Source organism: Paenibacillus sp. JJ-100 (assembly GCF_948329825.1).
Taxonomy (GTDB): Bacteria; Bacillota; Bacilli; order Paenibacillales; family Paenibacillaceae; genus Paenibacillus.
On the sequence record NZ_CAOJCM010000008.1, the window covers coordinates 1 to 24,852 of the forward strand.

The following is a 24,852-nucleotide window of genomic DNA, read 5'->3' on the forward strand; positions in this document are numbered from 1 at the left end:
TAAAGTATTGAAAAGAGCGATTAGCTCATTTTGAATCTGACGAGATTAAAAATCTCATTGTTGATCTTGCAAGCAAGATCATTACTCACTCGTTGTTCAGTTTTCAAAGATCAAACTTTTCTTTTGCTACCGAAACCAGTTCGTCTCAGCAACTTTTATATCATATCACTTCCAAACCAACTTTGCAAGCTCTTTTTTTCAAGTTTCTTTCGAAGCTTGTGTTTCTTCACTTGGCTCGCCGCACGATGTAAACCGTGTTTTCTTGGCTGGAATTAGAATATATCATATACCCAACTTGATGACAACTTGTAAAATATCCCACACAAACAAATAGTTATTCAAATCATGATCTTGTACCATTCAATACATTAAATTTAAATAGTAAAGCCTAATTCGAATACCCGCATATTCGTTTCGTAGTAGGATATTATCCCGGCTCAACATCATTTGAATCTACACCGAACTCTACACCAATCACGATCCATGGACATCCGAGACTGTAGACCAACACTTATGATATAAGAAAATCATTCCCTACCTCGATCATCACACCCATCTTCTCGTCCATTGTAAGTACCTCTATTCATAAACAAGTCTGAACCTGATCTGCATCCTGCAATCCAAATAAACTATACTTATTCCTCATGAGCCATTCATAAACGAAACCTGCCCATTACGACAGTATCATAATACTTTCCATCCGCATGACGTCGATCCCGCTTAAGGACCCCTTCTCTTATAAAACCATTTGACTCGTATAATCGTATTGCTTGCTCGTTCGTTGCAAGTACCTTTAAGGTTACCTTCTCTACCCCGTTTCCATCGGCCCACCGTAAAGACAACTTTAAGAGGTTTTTGCCTATGCTATATCCCCAGAAAGAGCGAGCAACACATACTCCAAACTCTACCTGATGAGAAAATCGTTTTAACTCTGATCCTGCACACCTGCAATAACCTACAATATTACCTGCTACCACGGCAACTAGAAACAGATTGTTACGCTCCTCCGAGTCCTTCCGAATAAGCTCTTTGAAACCAGCAGCATCAATATAAGCCTCTCCTGCTTCACGATCCATATTTTCCGTCTCCCCGTCCAGCTGCACACGAAGTGAACTCAAAGAACGGGCATCCTCTTCCACAGCTGAACGAACGGTATACTGCATACCTTTAATTTCATAATCCTGTTCATTGATAATCATCCAGATCCATTACGCCTTTCATAGTAAAATAGAATTAACCAACTTCCGAGGGACTTTTCCCCGTTAACATCTTGAAGACCTGACTAAAATACGTCGCATTGCGGAACCCGGTCATCTCGCTCACTTCATACACCATATAGTGTCCCGACTGCAAAAGCTCCAAAGCCCGTTGGACACGGTATCCATTCAGGTAGCTGACAAAATTCTCTCCGGTCACCCTTTTAAACAACTGGCTCAAATATTTGGGGTGCACAAAAAGACTTTTCGCAATCGCTTCGAAACTGATCTCCTCTGCGTAATGTTCCTCGACATATTGTTTCACTTGAGCGATGAGCTTGTTGCTCTTCTTCTCACCTACCTCCTTACGAATCTGATCCAGCCAACTTCGAATTACACGATCCAGCCAGCTGATCAGATCATGCAAAGCATACTTCGATTGGATTTCACGCAGAAAGTCACTCATCGCGAGCGGCGGTGTCAGCATAGGGTGCTGCCTTTTCCAGCTGTGCATCATTGTATCAAATAAACTGACAGCGATCACCTGCGCATCCTGAATGCTCGCACAGTTCTCTGCCTTCAGCAAATGGAATATTTGAAGCCATACTTCTTCCGCGAGACTGACTCGCATATCTGTCCAGACCTCATTCCATTGATGAAGCAGTAGAGAATAATCGGTCACACTCCGCTCCATCTCCTCTGTTTCTTCATATTGATATAATCGACTACCCCCTTGGAATTCTGCCCGCTCTACCGCTTCCCTGCTCTCCAGATACGAATCGATGACCTCGCATGGATGACTTTTCAACCGACCAATCCCGGCGCTCACCTCAATCTTGAGGTACGTAAAAATCTGTTCCACCATCTGACCCACCAGAGTCTGCAATTCCTCCAAACAATCCCGATCATCAAGCATCAGCAGCACAAAGACCTGATCCGAGTAATCAACTACCTCCACCTGACAGTCCACCATACGAGATGCCCAATCCTTCACTGTCTCCTGAATAATATCTGCCGCCCCATAACGCAAAAGCTGCCAGTCCCGCTCTTTCATTCGTGTCATAAAACCTGGACGATTTAACTGCAAACTTACGACACGAACCTTGGCACACATCCGAAAGCCGATATACTCCATACGAGCCTCGGATAATTCATCCGCGCGATAACGCGTGGTCAGAAGCTCATGAAGAAACTGTTTACGCAGATAAGGGAGCACCCTTCCCACTTCTTGTTTATACGTCCGCTCCAGTCGCTCGTGCCGCTCACGCACATCTTGTTCCAGCAGCACCTCCTGTAGCACAGACTCAATCTCCTCGACCTCCGCCGGCTTTAGCAAAAAATGATTCACGCCCCAGCGCATGGCCGCTCTCGCGTTCTCGAACTCGTCATATCCACTAAGGATGATAATCGGCAAGAGGGGATAGTCACGCCGTAACTCCTGCGTCACTTCAAGGCCGGTCATGCCCGGTAAGTATACATCGGTCATAACAAGATCGGGATGCACGCGGTGGAACAGCTCCAGTGCATCCAACCCGTTTGCCGCTGTACCAGCAATGCTCAGGCCCAAGGAGGGCCAATCGATATGCTCGGTCAGCGCTTTAATAATATGCGGGTCATCATCAACAAGCATAATGGTTTTCATCCTTTTTCACCGTCCAGCCAAAGATTTAGTTGCTCTTCGGTCTCAATACGCGGCAGCGTAATTTTCACCTCTACACCGCCTGAACTTCCATTGCTCAACTGCACACCATACCTTTGCCCGCAATATAGCTGTATACGTTGATGCACGTTGCGGACACCGATCCCTCGCGCATCATCCATGTTCCAAAGCTCCGGCAGGCCTTGTCCATTATCCGTGATTCGTATCATGATGTCAGAAAGAGCTCCCTCTGCTTCCTCCATACATACCTGAATGCGCAAAGTTCCTTCTATTGGATGTCCATGCATCACGGCATTCTCAATAAAAGGCTGCAAAATGATCTTGGGAATATAACACCCTCGTATCCGTGGATCAATACGCTCCTGATACTGAATGGAAAACGGCAGACGTTCAGATTGAATACTAACATAGCAACGCGCATGCTCTAATTCATCCCTTACACGGATAAACAATCTGCCCCCACTTAGTCCAATCCGTAGCAGCTTGCTCAGCTGTACAATCATACGACTGATGTCTTTGGCCTCATAATCGAGGGCACGCCAGTGGATCATATCGAGCGTATTGTATAGGAAATGGGGTTTGATCTGAGCTTCGAGCAAGCTGGTCTGGGCTTCCCTTTTCGCGCGGCTCTCATCCTTGACCTGCTCCATTAGCATGGTCAGCTGAGAGGCCATATGGTTAAATCCATAAGCGAGATGGGCATATTCCTCTGTAAACGAAAGACGTACACGGGTGTCGAAGTCTCCTTTTTCGAGCTGCCTCATCCGCTTGATCAATTGCCGTAAAGGTCGAATAATCTGCCGCACAAACAAATACGCAAGCACAGCCGAGCATAACAGTCCAAGTACAGCGATGCCGAGAATCTGCCAACCTGCTTGTCGCACCGGGGATAACAAAGTATAAACAGGAATGGTCTGCACAAGACGCCACTGAAGCATAGCAGGTCTGGAGTACAATACGAGCTGAGCTCCTCCCGGTTCACCGGATACCACTTCAAATCCATCTTGTCCAGGGCGAACATGCTCCTGAATCCATGCGCTATCTATAATAGAAGAAGAAACATTTGCATGGTCACCAGGGTTCCGAACTATTCCTGCTGAATCTGGCTGATCGCCTGGAGTCATTCGAATCTCCTGACTCTCTCGATCTGTTCGTTTGTGCTCCGCTGCGGATTCAGCCTCATCAGTATGTTCAAACTGAATAACACCTTCTGCTGCTGGATCAGCTGTCCCCATCTGCATCACCACATTGCCAGCGGTATCGACTAGCAGCACTTTGCCATCCAGCACCATCGGTACATCTGCAAATCTACGTATGATATCTGCCCGGCTCAACCGAATGAGCACATAAGCGACCGTTCCTCCCCGACTGTCATAGATCCGCTGCGCATATCCAACCAGGGATTGCCCCGACTCGTTCTCGGGAAGTGGAACCCAGGCTGCATCTGCCTTCTCCAGCGCGGAAAACCACGAATCGCTCCCAACCGTATCTATGGGAAAAATACGGTCAGCCATCGTAACCCTCACTCCGTTAAAAGCATCCGTGTACAGCTCAATCGAGGTAATCCCTTCACTCACCACCATGGTATGATCCAGAATTCGTGCAACCTCTCTCCGCTGATGAATCTGTGCCAGCCTGCCCGTGTTGGTCGTTTCTAGCAGGTTGGACAATTCCCTGTTGCTTGCTAGGCTGTAGGCCGTGCCCGTCACTCCTGTAATAAAATCAAATCCCCTTCTGGTGCTCTCGTTCAGGAGAGCGAGGCGAGCTTTACTGATTTCGTTAAATGTAACAGCGGAAAAAGATTGATAAGCCAGCCAGACAATAATTGAGACAAGCAATAGATTAAACGCAATAAAGCAAGTCACCATCAATGTGGAGAGCTTGCTTTGTTGCAGTTTTTGATGAATATAGGCAGACCATCTTGTTTTTCGCATACGGAATCAACTCGTTTCGTCATGGAATTACCCTTTGAGCCCAGAGGTCGCGATTCCTTCCACGAAGTACTTTTGACACACGATAAATACGATAAAACATGGCACAAGGGATAGCACAGACATCGCAAACATCGGACCCCAATCAGACTGCGAGCTGGAATCCAGGAACAAGCGCAGTCCCAGCGGAACGGTGTACTTGCTCACGTCGCTCAGGTAGATCAATTGACTGAAGAAATCATCCCATGTCCACAGGAACGTAAAAATCATCGTCGTTACCAGTGCTGGAAAAGCGAGCGGAATAATGATTTTGGTATAGATTCTCACTGGACCACACCCATCAATAGTCGCTGCTTCATCCAGTTCCCGAGGCAATCCCCGGAAAAACTGCACCATCAGGAAGATAAAAAACGCGTCCGTTGCGAGCCATTTTGGTATAACCAGTGGCAGGTACGTATTCACCCACTCTAGATGATTAAAAAGAATATATTGGGGGATTAGCGTAACGTGATGTGGCAGCATGATCGTCATCAGCATCAACCCGAAGCAGATGGATTTGAAGCGGAAATTCAGTCGGGCGAACGCATAGGCCGCCATCGAGCAGGAGATCACATTCCCCAGCACCGCTCCAAGCGATAGAACAACAGAGTTCGTCAGAAATTTGGAAAAGGCATTCCCCTGAATTCCGGACCAGCCCGTCATGTAATTTTGCCAATTCCACTCTTTCGGCCAGAACCACGTCTCTGTAAAAATCATATGTCCTGGTTTGAACGAGCTGCCCAGCATCCACAGAACAGGATAGAGCATGATGAAGGCGATGACTGAAATCATTACATGTTTCGTGACAATCCATGCTGTAGAGTTCCGTTGTCCAATCATGATTTTCCACCATCCTCATAGTGCACCCACAACTTGCTGCTGCGGAATACGAGCAAAGTAAATACGCCGATTAGAATGACCAGTACCCAAGCCATCGCGGAAGCATATCCCATCTGGAAGAAGGAGAATCCTTTTTTGTACAGATACAGAGAGTACATCAAGGTTGAATTCACCGGACCTCCGCTCCCGTTACTGATAATGAAAGCCTGTGTGAACGATTGAAAGGATGTGATTAACTGCATGACCAGGTTAAAGAAGATGACTGGCGACAGGATCGGCAATGTGATGTAAAAAAATCTTCGCATTGGACCCGCACCATCGACGGCTGAAGCTTCATCATACTCGGGTGGAATCTGTTTGAGTCCTGCCAGAAAAATGATCATGGATGACCCGAACTGCCATACGGACAACAGGACAATCGAATATAATGCGTACTTCGGGTTAGCCACCCAGTCCGGAGCTTTGATGCCTACCATAGCCAGTACGCTGTTAAGCAATCCGTCACCGCCAAGCATTTTGCGCCACAACATCGCGATCGCTACACTGCCTCCGAGCAATGTTGGAATATAATACACTGTGCGGTAAATCCCCAGGCCGCGAATGCCTTTATTGAGCAACATGGCGACAAATAAGGCAAAGATCAATTTGAGCGGAACGGATACAGCAACATAGGTGAACGTCACCTGAAGTGACTTCGTAAAAAGTTTGTCCGACGTAAACATGGTGATGTAGTTATCCAGACCGACCCAATTCGGGGCGGCCAGGATACTGTAATCGGTAAAGGAAATATATAACGATGCAAGCATAGGACCCAGGGTCAGGAACAATAATCCGACAAGCCAGGGCGCGAGAAATAGAAGGGCGGCTCCATTATGGGCGTAGCGACGTTTCACACGCCGGGCAGCTACTTTCTCGATTCTGGCTTGACTGACCTGTGATGTCGTCATTTTCGCAACCTCCCCGCAGTATTTGAAGTTATTCGGAACGGTTTCTGCCAGTTATATCTACATACATAGATATCGATATGGATACGGGTTAAACTCGTTTCTAGCTACACGTTCTAGTCTTTTTACTGGCTGGATGCAAGCGTTGCTTGGGCGCCTTCAATAAACTGATGGATGATATCTGTCATGCTGCCTTGGCCAAAAGCGATCTGCTCACTTGCACTTTTGAAACTCGTGTCTACTTCAGCGAATCCTTGCGGGTATGGCGGGCTAATCTCACTGGAATGCTTCGATACGATATCGATGAATTGGAAAATGATTTTTTCTCCCTCAGACAATTGCGGCTGCAACTGCTCCCGAATGCTTGCATTGACAGGCACCCCGCGCTCCGAACCAAGAATAGCTGTTGCTTCCGGATCATTCACCATGAAATCAATGAACATGGCTACTTCTTTGGGATGTTTAGTTTTGGAATACCCGGACATGAACTGACCTGGTTTCAGATACTCGCCGATCCGTTGTTCGTTCACGCCATGAGGTAGCACTTGAATGCCCAGCTTATGATCCTGATTTTTGTTCACCTGTTGGAACGTAAGCAATTGATTGGACCACGCAAAATCCATGGCCGCTGTACCCAAAGAAATCGGTCTGGTCTCCAGTGCATTCGTTGTGGAAGCTGTCACTTCCGCAGATGTAGCCCCTCCGTTCTCACGCAGTGCAGCCCACATCTCAAACCACTCTTTCAATTGGTCACTTGTTGCTGTCATGACGCCATCTTCAAACAATCCTTTCCCAGACTGACGCACAAACACCTCAAACATGTTCGTAGCTCCGGAAATGTCAGCCGTGCCGTAGAATCCCTCACCTTTAGCCGCAGCAATTTGGGCTGCAATCGCCGAGAAGTCCTCCCACGTCCAGCTTTCCTTCGGCTCTTCAATGCCCAGCTGCTGGAATAATGTTGCATCGTATACGACACCTGGCGCGTTCACCCCAAGAGTTATGGCATATAATTTATCGTCGATTGATCCGGCTGTAATCATGCTTTTGTCGTGATCTTTGATGCCCAGCTCTTGATCAGCATAGGGTGTCAGGTCAAGCAGAGCGCCGCGCCGTGCAAAGTCCGTCAGAAACGCATAATCCATCTGAATAATATCTGGCGCGTTCGAGCCGGCAACCTGCGTCGTAAGCTTGTCAAAATATCCATCCCAGCCGGAGTATTCCGGTTTAATCGTGATACCCGGATGCTTCTCTTCAAAAAGCTTAATCACTTGGGTGGTCAGATCATGTCTGGTCTGTGATCCCCACCAGGTCATGCGTAGTTCAATCTTTTCTGAGGTACTACCTTCGCTCGTGTCACCAGAAGATACTGGTGTGCCCGAAGTTCCTCCAGAACAGGCTGTAGCGAATAATAATAGGGACAGGCAGAACAGGGTTACCCACTTCTTAGTGATAATCATGAATAAATTTCCTCCCCTTACGCTTGAATGAAATCGCTTACATTATTATTGTAATCGCCTGTCTCTGGACATGACATAAACAAAAGTAAGCTATACTTTCAAAAAAGTAAGGGGTTATGTAGAAAAAACACCACCGGAATCCACCCTTCCGGTAGTGCTCATTCTTACAGACAAGATGGCGCTCCTAATATACTCTTCTAATCACTTCTATCATTTCTTATTACTACTTACCTCTTCACATTCTTTACAGCCCTGAAGCACCAAACGCAATTGGGGAGCTCACTGCACACTCCGATAGGTATTTCTCCATCTTGGCAACTTCTGTCCCCGCCAGCATCATAATACCAATTCCATGGTTATCATTGGTTACGGTACGCAGATCCTGATCATAGTATTCGGCCGTGAATGCATATCTCGATCCGCTGCATACGCCATGCACATTGCCTTGACGGTCTATAGCGTTACATACGAGTCCCTTCCAAGCGCGCTGAGCCGCTGTAATGTACAATGCAGGATCTTTAAACCAGCCGAAGCGCACTCCACGCGCAAAACCATAAGCAAACATGGCTGTACAGGAGGCTTCTAGATATGTCTGTGGGTTGTTCAATACCTGATGCCAGAGTCCACTCTCATTTTGCAGGGCAGCATATCCTTCACATAATTCGTTGAAAAAGGCGATAAGCGCCGGGCGCTCCGGATGTTCCTCCGGCAGAGCCTCCAAGACTTCCGTCAAGGAGAACAGAGTCCAGCCATTGCCGCGTCCCCAAGGAATCTGTGTGGCCTGTTCGTATTTGAAGTCATACACATGGGACATGATCTTGTACTCAGGCATAAACAAATATTTGCGATATAGAGAAAACTGTTTTGCCGCCTCATCCAGTGCTGCTGAATTGCCCGTCACACGAGCATAACGCACGAGGAACGGTGTACTCATGTAAAGATCATCTGCCCACATCGTGTTCTCAGCATACTCTCCCACGCAAGTACGATAGAATGCCCCATCCGCTCGGCGTTCTAAACGGGTAAGCATAAAATCAGCAATGCGATCAGCAATCGGAAGGATGGTTGGGTCCTTGCATTCGGTATAAGCCTCCAGCATTGCTGAGCCAAAGGAACCGCAGTTGTCCAGCATTTTCAGCATAATCAGCTGCTGATTAATTGCAGGGAAGCCATACTGTTCACGATCCCATAGAGAATAAGCATACATCTGGGTGCATGACTGCACATGTTCAGCCGCATATCGCGTAATATCCGGCCTTTGCATATACCGGCCTGCTTGCAGTAGTCCATACACGGTAACACCAAGCGGATAGTCCCATCTTCCATAGTTCGTTACACTGCCCACTGTCCATTTATTACTCAACATCGCATTTTCATAGTAAGGTCGGATAAAAGCATCTGGCCGATCCAGCCTCCAGTATGTCTGCTCGGCTCTCGTAGAGGTACCGCTCCCCTCTGTGTTCGTCTGTCTTGGACTTGTCGGGTACACGCGATCCATACGCATCAAATCAGCCAATTCTGGATCAGCTCCTGATTCAAAAGGACCTGCATAGAACCAGCATTCACCCAAGGCCCCCTGCACCCGCTGCGGAAGCTCCAGCTGTATGGGCTCTGTTCCGATAGATGCACTCAGATCAAATCCCCACGATTCTGCGTCAGCCTGACATTCACTACGAATGAGAAGATCATGTCGGCCAAATGCAGCTGATATCTCCACTTCAAACAGCCCCGCATCGTTTACTTCTGCAATAAAATTGCCGCCAAGCCATATCTGTAACGGGCCAGAGGATTGTCCCGATAAACGAACCGGGTGTCCAGATGCATCACGATTGTTCAGTTGGGTCCAGGCATAAGCATGTCTGCCACAGAGTAGACCATAGATTCGTTCAAGATTAGCTGTATTCTGCTCTGAGGCAGGCCATTGAACTTCTGGCAGCCATTTCAGTCCGCTCTCCTCTTGACCTGCGAGCAAGTTCGGCTGCATCTGCCCTGATGGAACAGGCTCGGAGAAGACCCAGCCCGCTTGTCCTGAACGCTCCTGAAAAGGAGCCAACACATTCATGATCCGTACTTTTCCTTCGTCGGAACCGAACTGGCAGCCGAAACCGGCTGGTGTATTTTTCATTTCCAACCATACGGTGTTCCAACCAGGTTCAATATCAATCCCCATTTTCACAGTAGCGTCTGGTGTAATTTCATCTATTACAGTAGAGCGGTAGACCAGCTCATTGTTGAAATAAAAACGCACCGGTCCGTAACAGCGAACAAGCACATCCAGGTTGCGATTCTCATCCCCCCAGATCAGCGCTGCGGCGTAGGATATATGATCCTTGAGAGCATTAGGAAAGCGTTCACCCAAATTGAGATCATACAACCCTTCATCATTTTGTAGGATCCCGGACTGCTGAAATACCCGGTATACGAAATCAGCCTGCGCATTCGCTCCAATATATCTCTCTGCAAGTACCTTCAGTACCTGTTCCTGATCTTCTCCGAATCGATAATACATACTCTGGGGTTCACTGAAATAAGTCGTCATCGAATGCCACAATCCTCTCATGTTGGAGTATGTCTTCCTATCATATAGAAGCTGATGTTCAAATAATTAGGACGTTATTCTGCTATTTGCTTGAAGATATAGCGCTTAACCTCCTTAGGGTTACCCCTTGACTTCAGAAGCAATCGCTTCTTTTTCCAATACAACCGTTGATTAACCCTAGTATAACTGACACTTCTCATGGTGGCTACAGATTTTTGTTTACGCTTACAACATTTCTGAATTTACTACTTTTTTCAAAAAACACACTCTATTTTATTCCATAAGGGGTTTAAACCAATTTAGCTATTACCGATATATATCAGTAGTTCGAGAACATCCACTTCTTATTCCGAAAGGACAGATCAACATTGAATACTCTTGAATCTCTCGTCAATGCCATGCCTTTTGTACGTCAAATGTTCCGTGATGATATCTCCATATCCATTAATGATCATGAGAAGGTATTATATTTTTCCGAAGCTGAAAGTCTGGATATTGGTGTAAAAGTAGGCGATGAATTGCATGATGATTATAAGCATTTCAAAATGCTAACTAATCATGATTCACGCACGATTGTACGAATGCCTGGTGATCTTCAGGGCAGACCGTTTGACTCTATCCTCATCCCTGTGAAAGAAAATGGACAAGTTGTCGGCATCCTCGGGGTCAACTATGCACTTGATCACCACCTGAAATTGGAAACCCTCATCAATGAAAATGAAACTACAATTAATGCGCTTGTTGGGAGCATTCAACAAATCGCAGCCCAATCAGAACAGCTCTCAGCGACCTCAGAGAAAATTTTACGAAATTCACAAAAGGCTTCCGAGAACTCTGTTAATGTCACTAAAGTTACCAATGTCATTCGCGAAGTTTCAGAGCAGACCAATCTTCTTGGTTTAAATGCCATGATTGAAGCCGCACGTGTTGGAGAACAAGGGGCCGGATTCGGTGTAGTCGCTAGCGAGGTGCGCAAACTCTCCGATCATACGAAACAGGCTGCAGCAGATATCGAAACTTCACTGGGCAGTGTACAGGATTCCATGCAACATATGGAACAAGAGATTGGACAGGTAACGACAGCAACGGCGGATCAAGCGAAACTTGTTACTAATTTTATGCAAAGTATTGAACAACTTAGCGAGACTAGTTCGAATCTGAAAAAGTTTGTACAGCAGATGCTGGCTCTGGAATAAGATTGTCAAAATTAAAGCGAGCCTGAAATCTTTAGATGAGAAATTCATGGTTTTACATAAGTTATAGAAATGACAACACCTAATACAACATGAATTACATAAGAATATACTCTATCACAGCGAGGAAGCCTCCAGCTCTCATTTTCCTGTTCGGAAAAGAAGCGGAGGCTTCATATGATGTGTGATCAGATCTCCACTGCAACACCATAGTGATCGGATACAATGGGTCCATGGACGCCATTCAATACGACTTTAGAAGATTGAGCCTGTACAGCATGATTAGCAAAAATATAATCAATTCGTAGTGGCTGTTCATTGTCAGCCCATCCGGCAATTGCCTTAACGACGGTAGCTCCATCGTCTTTTTGCTTCGCAGTAGCGTAGAGATCGTTCCAGCCATGTTCCATCATGTAATCGTAGCCTTCTCCACGAATCTCCGCAACGTTGTTGAAATCGCCCATTAGATACAGCGGTTGATCCATATATGGTGCAAGCTTACTCTCCGTCAAATCCCATTGCCCCTTGAAAGGTTCCTGCTGATCATCCCACCAGTTAAAATGTCCATTCACGAACCATGTCGGAGTAGATTTACCTTGCACGGTAGTCTCGATCCCTACAATTTTGCGTGTACGGTAGTTGCTATAATCCCGCATGTGCGACACATATTCTCCGAACGAACGATGAATTGGTGTACGGCTCAGGATCGCCAGCCCTTCATCATATATACGAAACCCGATATGGGTTGGAATCCAGGTCCAATAATACGTTTCGGTCAACTGCTGTAGCAGGACGTGGGCGTAGTTATCTTTTTTGATCGTCACATCTGCCTGGGTTGCTGTATATGTCTGAAGCTCTTCTGGAGACAGCGCTGTCTCTTGAATGGACTGATTCACTTCTTGCATGGAGATAATGTCAAATTGCTGTGTATTGATAAAATGAGCCAACTGACTGATCTTCTTCAATTGATCTTCTTCTGCCCAGCCATGGACGTTTAGCGTAAGAATTTTCATGTGCTCTCTCCTGTTGTAAAATATAGTCTTCGTGTTACCGCTGCGGAGCTTGCATTGCTCCTGAAAAGAATTCGTATGATAAGCATAGCATACACAATATGAAGTGTTTCTGCATGTCTGCTAGAACATCATTCGGATAGTGTTACCTTCTTCCTCACGGAAATGAGCTCTTGTCATTCAGATAAGCCATGCACGAGCAAGCCTATAACTGATATGATAGAATCATTGAACATCTAGGTTATGATATCCGATGTATCATGATTAGTTAACCCATGTTTACCCCAGGAGATGGAATAATGAACATACCCCATGATTGGATCATGGATGACACGCAGTGGCAAACATTGATTCGTGAAGTTGCAGAGTTCTTTAATAACCTGACGATCATGCGTGGATTCCAATATTATAAACAGAAACGTGTCGGACCATTAACCTTTACTGAATCTCAGTCCGTTATGGCCGAGGTCCAGGGAGCAGAAGCGTACGAAGTGGTACTCCGCATGCATTCTTTATCCACCAGTCATTGTACCTGTCCGGTCAACTCTCCATGCAAGCATATGGCCGCTGTACTAATGAATTATGCGGAGCATCAAGGACGTCCAGTTCCTGCACTTGTGAATGCACACGCAAGCACCGCCTTGAAACAAACCAGTAAACCCATGGGTGCTGATTCCAGAAGAAGTTACAGCTTCAGCAGCGCTACCGACATAGAGAACACACCCGAAGATAACAACTCAGCAAATGGCCAGCAATACAGCGAAATCAAGGAACGGGCAATGACGCTCGCTGGAATGAGCATTCCGGACTGGCACGAGCTGTTCCGTGCCAGTCTCAGACGGCTGGGGACAGGCACCGCAACGACCGCTTACATCCAGGAAGCCGCTGATGAACTGTACGCCATCAAACCCAAGCTTTCAGCCGCAATGGAACAGCTGTTTGAGTTGCACGTCCAACTCTACCTCATGCGATACTGTATACCGCCTGCGCGCAACTCCATTACACATACACCCGTGTATCTAAGTTATCCTGCCCAGCTGGCAGTAGATGCTCTCCAGAAAGGACTCGAATCCCTTCTGCTTCAACCGCTGGACTTGTCCGGGTTGAATAGTGAGGCACTTGAGCAAGTCTGGGCGAGACTGAACGAAACTGCGGCATATCTACGGACAGAGATGTTATCCGAGACGGCTAACATGATGTTCTTCACGCCGCTCTATTCCAAGCTGTGGCTGAACTGGATGGTGCCCCATCTTCAAGGAAAACAGGAGATGTTACATTCTGAACTCACGCTTCTGAATGATATAGAAGCTGAAAACACTGCATCTGCGGGAGCATTACCCGGCGCAGAGAAGAACACCCGCAAGGTCTCTTTGCCCCTGCCACTTGTTCTAGCACAAAGCTGGATGTACTACCACTTAGAACAAGATTCATCTGCATGGGAGAAGCTTGTCCATGGGAGCTCCGCTTATGGAATTCCTCCAGAACATCTGCTGCACTTCCTCCATACATTAATGGATTCAGCTGAATGGAGACGTCTTGCCGAATGGCTGGTACAGCTTGGACCTCTGCTAGCGAATCGTCGCAATGCCCCGCTGCAAGACTATATGCGGTTGTGGGATATGACCATTCAGCAAGTTCCAGAAGCTGAGCACCGGATGTGGGACACACTTGTGAGCATGCTTCCTCACTCTCGCCCTGCCTATGAGGATGCCATGCATTCTCGAGGGCAGTGGCGAAGATGGATTGATTTTCAGCTGAGTACAGGCACTGAACCTCTTGAATTTCGCGTTGCCGTCCTGCAACCGATCGAGAAGGATGAGCCTGAATTGCTGCTACCCTTCTATCATCAGGCGGTAGAGCGATATATTGGACATAAAAACAGAGATGGTTATAAATCCGCAGTGAAGCTGCTGAAACGACTGTCTAAAATTTATAAAAAAATGAAGCAAGAGGAGCTATGGGAGCATTTCATCACTACACTGGCTGTTCGCAACAGCCGATTACGCGCCCTGCAGGAAGAGCTTCGGAAAGGTAAACTGATTCCATGAGTCTAATCCACCCGTACACGGAAACGATTGAGGTACACGTTGCTTTGACCGGATATGGCGATGCGTTATTTTATGGTGCTCTGAATACACACCATTTTGTATCAGGCCAGTCGCTGAAGCAGCGTCTGTTCGCTTGGCATGCTCCTTCCTTCTATGGAACAGAGCTGGAAATAAGACAGATTGAAGAGGTCGAGCTCGTGGTGCTACCTGCGGAAGAGGTCATCCCGTTCTTTGCGAAGATGCAAACTCTGATTCACATTGAATGGATATGGGACGAGCAAGCTGAGCACCTCATTCGACTTGCTCCAGTACTGTCCTCGTCCATAGACCAGCGCAAATATGTGCCCAGCTTCGAGGCTTATCGTGCTGGGCAACTGCAATGGACCTGGGACTTGGATGGTCTGAAAAAGCAAGATCTGGCTGCACTTCACCAAGCGATCCAGCAGACGGATGAAAGTTTCGTCGAAGGGCTTGGCGCAGCCTATTCTGCCGCTGTGTTCCAGCACTGGTATAGCTCCGAAGAAGCCGCTACCGATCTGCGGCGTGAGTTCCCGCAGCTCTTCCCCGAGCGCGGTGTACTGCCGCGAACAGGAGGCCTTGATGCAAGATCGTGGCTGGTATCCATCGGCTGGAAGGCTGATGCAGCACCATTCCGGCCGATGCTGCAATTGCAGGAGCCAGATGAAGACGACTCCTCATGGCGGCTGCGGCTGGTATTGCAGAACAAGCTGGATGCGGCTGTTCTGGTGCCCGTCATGTTGGATTCACGCGGAAGACTTGAGGGTGAATGGCCCGAAGGTTGGACGCCATTTATTCTGGATCGCTCCGCTGGCTGGCTGGATCAGCTGCGGGCACAACTGCCGCGACTGGGTAGCTCCATCAGCGGCAGACGAGATATCCTGAGCGATCCACTGGATGATCAGCAAGCCTGGCAGTTCCTAACCCAAGAGAGCGGCCGCTTGTTATCCGCCGGATGGCAAGTGCTGTTGCCGGGCTGGTGGGAAGCTGCTCGGAAGAAAAAGCCGAAGCTGCGTGCCAAGGTGAAGCCGGAAGAAGGCAGTGAGCGGGGCCAATCCTTCTTTGGACTCGACTCGATTATTCATTTTGACTGGCGCATCGCTATTGGGGATACCGATCTGAGTGAAGAAGAATTCGCCGATCTTGTCGCTCGTAACGAACGACTCGTTCGCTTCCGCGGTGAGTGGGTGCCGCTCGACCCCGACCTGCTTGAGCAGATTCGCAGAGCGATGGGTGGCGTAGATCGGGAGCAAGGACTCTCTTTCCAGGATATTCTGCACCTGCATCTGCTTCACAATGAACAGCGGGAATATGCCAAGCAGAAATGGAAAGAAGGTCAACAAGCTGAGGAGGAAACTCCACCGTCTCAGAGTAATGAGAGCATTCGGCTTGAGGTCGAATTGAATGAACATCTGAATCGGGTCATCGCACAGCTTGGAGGTGGACAAGGCGGTGCTCCCTCCCTGCCTGTTCCGGATGGACTTCATGCAGAGCTACGTTCCTACCAGAAGGAGGGCTTCGCTTGGCTCGGTTTTCTACGCAGATTTGGCTTAGGTGCTTGTCTTGCTGATGATATGGGTCTCGGGAAAACGATCCAGTTCATTACGTATCTATTGCACGTCAAAGAACATGAGCCAAGATTACCGGGACAAGCTCCTGCTCTTCTGATCTGTCCAACATCCGTACTGGGTAACTGGCAGAAGGAAATCAGTCGCTTCGCCCCTTCCATTCGTGTGAGCCTTCATTACGGCGCACGCCGTTTAAACGGAGAGGCATTCCGGGAGCAGGCCGAGCAATCGGATATCATCATTACCTCCTATGCCACGGCAACACTAGATCAGGAGCTGCTGGAAGCGTACACCTGGTCCGCCATCTGTCTGGACGAAGCACAAAATATTAAAAATGCCCAGACCAAACAGTCTATGGCTGTGCGCAGCTTCCCGGCCAAACATCGAATTGCGCTCACAGGTACACCGATCGAGAATCGGCTAGCCGAGCTCTGGTCCATCTATGATTTCATTAATCCGGGTTATCTGGGCAGCGCTCGTGCATTCCAGACCCGCTTCATCAGTGCGATCGAAAAGGATAAGGATGAACAGCGCATGCAGGATCTACAGCAGCTGGTAAAACCGTTCATGCTGCGCCGCAAGAAAAAGGACCCGAATATCCAGCTCGACCTGCCGGACAAAAACGAAATGAAAACCTATATTCACCTTACGGGTGAACAGAGTGCATTGTATGACCAATCCGTACAAGCACTGATGGATAAAATGAAAGAGCTGGAGGGCATCAAGCGCAAAGGCGCGATCCTCTCGGCGTTAACTCAATTGAAGCAGCTATGTGATCATCCACTGCTGCTCACTAAGGAGACGCTGCCTGAAGAACTGCCTGCGGATGACCCGGCAACATCTCCCTATGATGTGTACAGCCCGCAGGACATGGCGATGCTGATTAGCCGCTCAGCCAAGCTGGAACGGCTGATGGAACTTGTCCGAGAGCTACGCGATGAGGGCGAGCGCTGTCTTATTTTTACGCAATATATCGGTATGGGACAGATGTTGCAGCAAGTGTTGCGTCAGGAACTACAAGAGCCCGTACTTTACTTGCATGGGGGCACGTCGAAGACAGCACGGGATCGCATGATTGAGGAATTCCAGTCTCGTACATTACCTGCCGACAAGCAGCCTTCGGTCTTTATTTTATCGATTAAGGCAGGTGGCGTAGGGCTGAATCTGACGGCGGCGAATCACGTCTTCCACTTCGATCGCTGGTGGAACCCTGCCGTTGAGAATCAAGCAACAGACAGGGCCTATCGCATGGGACAGACCAAGGATGTGCAAGTTCATAAATTTATCTCACTCGGCACACTGGAAGAACGGATTGACGAGATGCTTGAGAGCAAACAGCAGCTTAGCGACAACATCATCACCAGCTCCGAGAACTGGATTACAGAACTGTCTACCGATGAACTGAAGGATCTATTCACTCGGCGCAGAGACTGGTCTGGCTAAATTAAAACGAATGAAAAAGAGCGAAGCTATGGAATGTAAGTTCCAGCTTCGCTCTTTTTGAATTATGCGCGGATAAAAGAGAAAGATCTCCTCAGGTTTAGATTCTAGTTCTAGGATGGATGTTACCAGATAAATAGGCATTCCGAGTGAACTCGGAGTCTAACCAACTGGCTTCTATCCTTACATCGTGCGTGATAGCTGCTGGATCAGTTCGTTAATGTATGCTTTTACTGGCTGATCCTCAAGGGTTTCGATCCGTGATGGGTGGAGCAATTGATGTTTCTTCATCATGTACAAGTCAAACAATGCCTGACGGATCGTCATATCATAGGTGATGGAGAACGATGGCTCCGCAATTCTGCGAATCACTGCTTCATCCTGAATCATGTAGAGCACCGAATTAATCCGATTAAAGATGCCTTCTGCCATTCCTTTTTCAAAAAAGGAACATAACTGTTCGCTATGATGTTGCAGAGCTGAAGCAAACCCCTCGTATAATGCCGGGTATAGCTTCTTCACCTCGCTCCAGAAAAACTCGGGTAGATATAACACATGGGTCATGGCATGTTCAAAGGTGATCTGAAATCTGCGCTCATACGAAATCGTATCATCCTCGATTGTAGCCCGGGAATCATGAATCTCTTCGATATACACACTCAGAACTTCCTGGATAATCTCCTCCTTCGATGAGAAATATTTATACAGGGTAGCCTTGCTAATATCCATATGTTTAGCGATGTCATCCATACGCAGGGAACTAATCGACTTCTTACGCAGTACCGGAATAATCTTGGTCAGTAGTTTATGTGAGTTTTCCAACCGCTTCAAGGGGACACCTCCTTCATGTTGCTTCAAAAATTCCAAATTGGACAATATAAAGAGTATATCATCTTGGACAATATAGATAGAATACACAAACTATACAAATTTCATTGATTTAGTTTACTTCGAACGATGAGTATGATATATTGTCTACAATAAGTTTTTAACAATTATATTTTACACAATTTAAATTGCGGTTAGTACAGGAGGTTTTAACATGAAGAAAATATTAGTTGTCTTGACCAATGTCGATAAATACGCAACCAAGGATGAGCCTACAGGCTTGTGGCTGAGTGAGGCGACTCACTTCATTGAAGAGTTCGACCATAATGAGAATGTACAGATTGATCTGGTTAGCCCTAACGGCGGAAAAATACCGATTGATCCGAAAAGTCTGGGTGACTCTCTGGATGCTAGCACGAAAGCTTATTTCGAAAACGAATCCTTCATGAACAAACTGAAAAACACGTTGAAACCGAGTGAAGTCAGCGCAAGCGACTATGATGCGATCTATTTCACAGGTGGGCACGGTACGATGTGGGACTTCCCGGATAATGCTGAACTTCAAGCGCTGTCCCGTGATATTTATGAAAAAGGTGGCGTTGTTTCCGGCGTATGCCACGGAGTTACAGCCCTGTTGAATGTGAAGCTGTCCAACGGATTGCTTCTAATTAATGATAAGAAAGTGTCTGGCTTCACCAATGAGGAAGAAGAGATGGCTCAGCAAACCAAATATGTTCCTTTCCTATTGGAAGATGCTCTGCGTGAGCGCGCATCTGAGTACGTTAAAGGTTCTGCCTACACTTCATATGTGACAACAGATGGTCGTGTGGTTACAGGACAGAACCCGCAATCCAGCAAAGCGGTAGCTGAAAGTGTTAAGGAACTTCTTGGTTTGTAAGCTTTCATTTCGTTAAATTCTGAGATAAATGAGCACTGTTTACCGATACCCGTTATTGCCCCCAGCTCCCCCATGAGCTTTTATATAGATGAACACAGCAAACAGCACGTATCTGTCATGATCTGACAGGTGCGTGCTGTTTTATTGATGTCCCTTGGCTTCTAGGGAAATCCCTTCACCCCTTCCCCTACGTCACATATTTCCTGACATGAGGGGCTCACATTATTTTGATACGTCTAACATACCGAGTGTAAAACACACTAATTTCCCACATACAACAAAATTAAATGTGACCATATTCCCTTCCCCCCAGTCTAATCTATGTAAAACAGTTCAAGAGATGTATTTAAAACTCGACCCAAACCCGTTACGAAAGGAGCTGTCGACCATGGATTCACCCGATCTCATCAGGCAGGCTATACATGGAGACCGTGAGGCCTTCATCAGGCTGATTCGAGACATCGAAAATTCCCTATACAATACAGCCATATCCATGCTCCGTAAAGAAGAGGATGCCGCGGATGCCATCCAGGAAACGATACTAAAAGCCTACAAATCCATGCACACCCTCCGGGAACCCCGGTATTTCAAAACATGGTTGTTCCGTATTCTTATCAATGAATGTAAAACCCTGTTATCTCGCCGTTCCCTCTCCACTTCTTATGCAGAAGTACCCGCAGGACTTCAGACACAATCCAGTCCATATGATGAGGTGGACATAAGAGAAGTAGTCAATCAGCTGGAAGAAACCAAGCGAATCGTGATTGTACTGCATTACTTTGAAGATATGAGTCTGCGTCAAATTGCCGATACAATCGGCCTGTCCGAAAGTGCTGTGAAGATGAGGCTAAATCGGGCAAGAAAGGAACTGTATCAGCAATTCATAAAATTTCGGGAGGTAAAATTACATGTCAAACCCATTTAACCTCGAACAGAAGTTAAAAGAACAGGCCAAAGAGCGACCTGCCATGTCCGAAACAGTACGTAACCGAATCGATGCTACTCTAGAGTCCCTTCCGGAATCTCATGTTGAACTAAATGTTGAACAGGTTCAGACTCCGCGTTCACGACGTATTCGTAGAGGACTGCGCCGCACTGCAGGAGTGGTCATAGCAGCTAGTGCATTGGGCGTAACCGTATTTGCATCCGGTTTTGTGTCCCCAGCTCTGGCCAATTCCCTGCGCAGTATTCCACTCGTTGGCAGTCTGTTCAGCTCCATTGAAGCGGATATGGGACTACGAACAGCAGGTAACGAGGGAATGACTACGACAGTAAATCGTTCCTTTGCTCATCAGGATGTCGAATTCAACGTATTAGAAACCGTCTATGACGGTACACGCGCAGCATTTATTGTTCATGTCACTGCACCTAATCTGAATCAAGGCATGTATGACAATGGCAAAGACATTGTGAAGCTGAGCAATGGAGTCGAGAATGTGTTCTTCGATGTAAACGGATCTCGCTTGGATGGCGGTCTGTTCTACAGCTCAGCGGGCGCGAATGAGCCTGACACCCTGCTTTTTGAACAGGTCATTCCAACCGATCACACGGGTTCCATCCCGGATCAATTCGAAGCTAAGATTAAGTTGACACTACAAGGTATGGAGCATGAGTTTGAGCTGACAGTCCCTTTTACCAAATCGACAACTAACACTCACAACATTCAGCTTGATACGGTCGTGAATAATGATCTATATACAGCCACGGTTTCAAAAGCCGAAGTTACACCGATTACGACTCGGTTAACTACCTCCATCGGATTAAACGGGATAGAAACGTTAACTACCAAAGAAGAAGAACAACTACGTCATATCCGGTTCGCTGTCTATGATGATCAAGGTCGGCAACTAACTGCACTTAGCGGAGATGGTGTATATGAAGGTAACCGGTTGAAATGGGAAAGCATCTATGCGACAACATCCAAGGATGTGAAGTACCTGGTTGTAAAACCTTTTGAGGTAAATGATAACTATGCTGAGGACGTCAAAGATCATCAATTTATTAAGGGGATGGACATGAAAATTCTGCTTCCATAGCTGAAACCGATGGATAAGCATGCCTCTTCCTGAAAGGCAAAACATGGTTCGTTCCTTAAGATGAAAAAGTCTGTGAGCTATGCTAAAATAAAAGAATTGTGTACTCGCAGACAGACATGCAGATCGGAGTCAAAAATAAAATATTTTGGCATTTTTCATCGATTGACCATGCTGCCACTTTAGGGAGGTTTATGGAACAACCATGCTCATTATAGGTATCGCCGGAGGAACCGGCTCCGGCAAAACAACGGTAGCTCGCTCCGTTATCGAACGTCTGGGATCAGCTAAAGTTACATTTATATCCCAAGACAACTATTACAAAGATCAGTCGCACCTCACACCCGAACAGCGTCGGCTCACGAATTACGATCACCCATTTGCTTTTGACAATGATCTATTAATTGAGCACCTTACCCTGCTGAAAAAAGGCCAAGCCGCATATGCTCCCGTATATGACTTCACCATAGATAACCGTGCTGCAGGCGAAACAATTGAGCTTGCGCCAAACCACATCGTCATTGTAGAAGGGTTACATGTGCTAATTGATGAGCATCTTCGTACTCTTCTGGATATCAAAGTATTTGTAGATACCGATTCGGATGTACGCATTCTGCGCAGAGTTTTGCGGGACATGGAAGAACGTGGACGCACGATTCAGTCCGTCTATAAACAGTATCTCGAAACGGTAAAACCGATGCATGATGCATTTATTGAACCGTCCAAAAAGTATGCAGATATCATTATCCCAGAGGGTGGGCACAATGAAGTAGGTATTCAGATGTTATCCATCCTTACCGAGAAGTATCTCTCAGGAGAAAACTGGAACAGATCATAACCTCATCACACTACAGTGCCCATTTGACAGGAGATGTGTTTAAGAATCCAGATTACGATTCAGCGTAATCTGGATTTTGTTTGTTCTAGTGCAATATTAATTTATACTATACGAAGTTGTACTACCCGAAAGGAGTTTATCTTGTGGCTACTTTTGAAGAATTTATGCGACATGACATTCGTGTTGGTACGGTTGTGGAGGCTGAATCTTTCCTGAAAGCCCGTGTTCCTGCCATCAAAATGAAAATTGATTTTGGGCCGCTTGGCTTCAAAAATTCCAGTGCTCAGAACTCACCCATCGTTACACACCTGACATGATGATTGGTAAACAGGTCATTGCTGTCGTTAACTTTCCACCTCGACGGATTGCCGGTTTCGTCTCTGAAGTCCTTGTACTAGGTGGTATACCTGGCGAAGGTGATGTCGTCCTGCTCTCCCCAGATCATCCGTTGCCGAACGGCACGTCGATTGCCTGACTTTATTTTCAGTTTCGATATTGATGGGGTTTTCAAATGTTGGATAATGGAGTATTCTTGATGTATTGAGGAATTCATAATGAATTAGATATTCTTGGGACCTTAAAGCATAAGGCTACGAATCTTCGGATTTGTGGCCTTTTTTTACGTTTTTGGATAAAATGCAGGTCTAAAGAATCAAATAAATAATTAATCAAAAAGAGGGAGCTTTGATAAATCATACCAATAGCCTAGGTATACATGGTAGAATATAGATTAATATTACAAATTTAGCATCTAGAAACTATTCAGTACATACAAGCAACAACCTTATTTAAATCGAGAGGAGTCAGATTGATGAGAAAACAGATGATTTCCAGTGTAGCGGCATTAGCTTTATTAGTAGGGGGATTTACAGGATTTGTAGGCATGGGAGGTAATCGTTCCGTAGAAGCTGCGCAAGTCACTAGCACGTTCAAAGATGTACCCGCATCTCACTGGGCCTCTTCAGCTATTCACTCAGCCGTAGAGCAAGGATATTTCAAGGGATATGCAGACGGAACGTTTAAACCAGGCTCACCGGTGACCAAAGCTGAAATGGCAAGTATTCTGGCGCGCATAACTAACCAGCCCGAGTTGAAGGGAGCAGAAGCGAATAATTTTACAGATGTACCCGAGTGGGCTAAAGATGGGGTCTCTACTGCCATAGCTAAAGGATTTATCCATCCTTCCAGCTACAAGGGCAAACTGAATGCCCAAGCTGCGCTTGAGCGGGGTGAGATGGCTAACTGGCTGACACAAGGATTGAGTGTAGTCGATGCAGACTATGGACAGGCCCTCTCCGATGTGACCAACACTGTAATTCCGGCGAAGGAATATTTTACAGGCAAGCTGGCAGACTCACAAAAAAATGCTGTCGCTGTTGCCCTTGGGACGGGACTGATGAGCGTTGCAAGTGATAAGACATTTGGTGTGAATCGCACGACAACCCGGGCAGAAGTCGCCGTGTTAATTGCTCGCTATGCGTCTCTTGCCAAAACAAAACCTGCCGATCTCCAAGGGTTGAATGAGCTGAGGCAGGTTGGATTGACGGGGACCAATTTGAATGTGGTTTCCAAGTCATTTAAAAAGACACCGGAGAGAAAGATCCTTTTATCAGGGAATCAGAAGTACGAGGATGTGGTAACAGATGACTTTTCACTAGTCAGGAACAAAAACATTGTTACCCAAACAAATCATGCAGATTTAAAAATTTTAAACTGGATAATTGTAGATACTAATGTCCCTAACAATAATCGCAGTATTTATTATCCTGTTTTTGTTGATGAAGGCGTGAAACTTCAGAGTGGCCGACAATTCTCGTTTGTTGAATTTGCACTTGATATTAAATCAGATTCTATGAGTCAGCTTCAGGCTGGAGGTCTACTTAATTCAGCAACTTTTGATCCCTTAACCTCACCGAAATCGGAGAATTTCTTGTCCTATTCTGTGCCTAAAATAGGAGATTTCACAAAAGCTAGAGGAGTATTTACTGCAAATAATCCCGTTTTTTGGTCAGACGGACTTTTACACACTAACTCTACTACTGCTAGAGCTCTAACTCTTCAAACTAAGGAAGGAGTAATCTATAGTATTAGTTTCGTAGAATAGTTAGGAGGTACTGTATTGAAATTTAAAGCTTTGATAATGGGAATTATATTGCTACTTCTATCCATCAGCATGGTTATTTATCCATACTCTTATATTCAAGCTGGCGGTGGGCCCGGTCCTTCCAAACCTGAAATACCTTCTAAATATTTGGTCCCAAGTACCGCTTCAAAACAACAAAAGAAAGTTATCCCTGTTGAAGGTGTGGCTAAGACCAATATCGGAATTTATATCTACCAAGTTGATAGTTTGCAATGGAGAGTAGATGGAG

Annotated in this window: 17 protein-coding genes and 1 pseudogene; 9 read left to right on the forward strand and 9 right to left on the reverse strand. The window is 46.5% G+C overall.

Features of this window, described 5'->3' with window-relative positions:
* Nucleotides 1-653: 653 nt before the first annotated feature.
* The 7 genes from PQG66_RS21880 to PQG66_RS21910 form a co-directional block, all read right to left on the reverse strand.
* Entirely contained in the window at nt 654-1,199 is a 546-nt protein-coding gene (locus tag PQG66_RS21880) for a GNAT family N-acetyltransferase (RefSeq protein WP_272039957.1), read from the reverse strand.
* A 34-nt stretch (nt 1,200-1,233) separates the two neighbouring features.
* Nucleotides 1,234-2,838 (reverse strand): response regulator, encoded by a 1,605-nt coding sequence (locus PQG66_RS21885; protein WP_272039958.1) that lies wholly within the window; start codon nt 2,836-2,838, stop codon nt 1,234-1,236.
* Nucleotides 2,835-4,790: a cache domain-containing sensor histidine kinase gene (locus PQG66_RS21890; protein WP_272039959.1), complete on the reverse strand. Its 1,956-nt coding sequence runs from the start codon at nt 4,788-4,790 to the stop codon at nt 2,835-2,837. The genes PQG66_RS21885 and PQG66_RS21890 overlap by 4 nt, the downstream gene beginning before the upstream one ends.
* Before the next feature lie 27 nt (nt 4,791-4,817).
* Nucleotides 4,818-5,666: a carbohydrate ABC transporter permease gene (locus PQG66_RS21895; protein ID WP_272039960.1), complete on the reverse strand. Its 849-nt coding sequence runs from the start codon at nt 5,664-5,666 to the stop codon at nt 4,818-4,820.
* Nucleotides 5,663-6,613: a carbohydrate ABC transporter permease gene (locus tag PQG66_RS21900; protein ID WP_272039961.1), complete on the reverse strand. Its 951-nt coding sequence runs from the start codon at nt 6,611-6,613 to the stop codon at nt 5,663-5,665. The genes PQG66_RS21895 and PQG66_RS21900 overlap by 4 nt, the downstream gene beginning before the upstream one ends.
* Before the next feature lie 122 nt (nt 6,614-6,735).
* Nucleotides 6,736-8,067, reverse strand: coding sequence for an ABC transporter substrate-binding protein (locus PQG66_RS21905; RefSeq protein ID WP_272039962.1), 1,332 nt, complete (start codon nt 8,065-8,067; stop codon nt 6,736-6,738).
* Between the two features lie 244 nt (nt 8,068-8,311).
* Entirely contained in the window at nt 8,312-10,627 is a 2,316-nt protein-coding gene (locus tag PQG66_RS21910) for a glycoside hydrolase family 88/105 protein (protein ID WP_272039963.1), read from the reverse strand.
* A gap of 347 nt (nt 10,628-10,974) precedes the next feature.
* Here PQG66_RS21910 and PQG66_RS21915 point away from each other — a divergent pair, with 347 nt between their 5' ends.
* Nucleotides 10,975-11,802, forward strand: coding sequence for a methyl-accepting chemotaxis protein (locus PQG66_RS21915; RefSeq protein WP_272039964.1), 828 nt, complete (start codon nt 10,975-10,977; stop codon nt 11,800-11,802).
* 185 nt (nt 11,803-11,987) lie between these two features.
* On the opposite strand, the gene PQG66_RS21920 is transcribed toward PQG66_RS21915, so the two are convergent.
* Nucleotides 11,988-12,812 (reverse strand): endonuclease/exonuclease/phosphatase family protein, encoded by an 825-nt coding sequence (locus tag PQG66_RS21920; RefSeq protein WP_272039965.1) that lies wholly within the window; start codon nt 12,810-12,812, stop codon nt 11,988-11,990.
* 296 nt (nt 12,813-13,108) lie between these two features.
* On the opposite strand from PQG66_RS21920, the gene PQG66_RS21925 reads away from it, so the two are divergent.
* Both PQG66_RS21925 and PQG66_RS21930 read left to right on the forward strand, forming a co-directional pair.
* A complete protein-coding gene (locus PQG66_RS21925) occupies nt 13,109-14,857 on the forward strand; it encodes an SWIM zinc finger family protein (protein ID WP_272039966.1) in 1,749 nt (582 codons plus the stop codon).
* 5 nt (nt 14,858-14,862) lie between these two features.
* Nucleotides 14,863-17,886 (forward strand): DEAD/DEAH box helicase, encoded by a 3,024-nt coding sequence (locus PQG66_RS21930; RefSeq protein WP_272040064.1) that lies wholly within the window; start codon nt 14,863-14,865, stop codon nt 17,884-17,886.
* Nucleotides 17,887-18,066: 180 nt separating this feature from the next.
* Here the strand turns inward: PQG66_RS21930 and PQG66_RS21935 are convergent, their stop codons facing one another.
* On the reverse strand, nt 18,067-18,714 hold the full coding sequence (locus PQG66_RS21935) for a TetR/AcrR family transcriptional regulator (protein WP_272039967.1): 648 nt from the start codon (nt 18,712-18,714) through the stop codon (nt 18,067-18,069).
* 211 nt (nt 18,715-18,925) lie between these two features.
* Here PQG66_RS21935 and PQG66_RS21940 point away from each other — a divergent pair, with 211 nt between their 5' ends.
* From PQG66_RS21940 to PQG66_RS21965, 6 genes and pseudogenes are all read left to right on the forward strand, one after another.
* Entirely contained in the window at nt 18,926-19,609 is a 684-nt protein-coding gene (locus tag PQG66_RS21940) for a type 1 glutamine amidotransferase domain-containing protein (RefSeq protein WP_272039968.1), read from the forward strand.
* A gap of 388 nt (nt 19,610-19,997) precedes the next feature.
* Nucleotides 19,998-20,534, forward strand: coding sequence for an RNA polymerase sigma factor (locus PQG66_RS21945; protein ID WP_272039969.1), 537 nt, complete (start codon nt 19,998-20,000; stop codon nt 20,532-20,534).
* A complete protein-coding gene (locus tag PQG66_RS21950) occupies nt 20,518-21,645 on the forward strand; it encodes a DUF4179 domain-containing protein (RefSeq protein WP_272039970.1) in 1,128 nt (375 codons plus the stop codon). The genes PQG66_RS21945 and PQG66_RS21950 overlap by 17 nt, the downstream gene beginning before the upstream one ends.
* Nucleotides 21,646-21,847: 202 nt before the next feature.
* Entirely contained in the window at nt 21,848-22,480 is a 633-nt protein-coding gene (udk, locus tag PQG66_RS21955) for a uridine kinase (RefSeq protein WP_272039971.1), read from the forward strand.
* Nucleotides 22,481-22,623: 143 nt separating this feature from the next.
* A pseudogene (gene csaA, locus PQG66_RS21960) lies at nt 22,624-22,955 on the forward strand (chaperone CsaA).
* A gap of 336 nt (nt 22,956-23,291) precedes the next feature.
* A complete protein-coding gene (locus PQG66_RS21965) occupies nt 23,292-24,584 on the forward strand; it encodes an S-layer homology domain-containing protein (protein ID WP_272039972.1) in 1,293 nt (430 codons plus the stop codon).
* Nucleotides 24,585-24,852 lie beyond the last annotated feature (268 nt).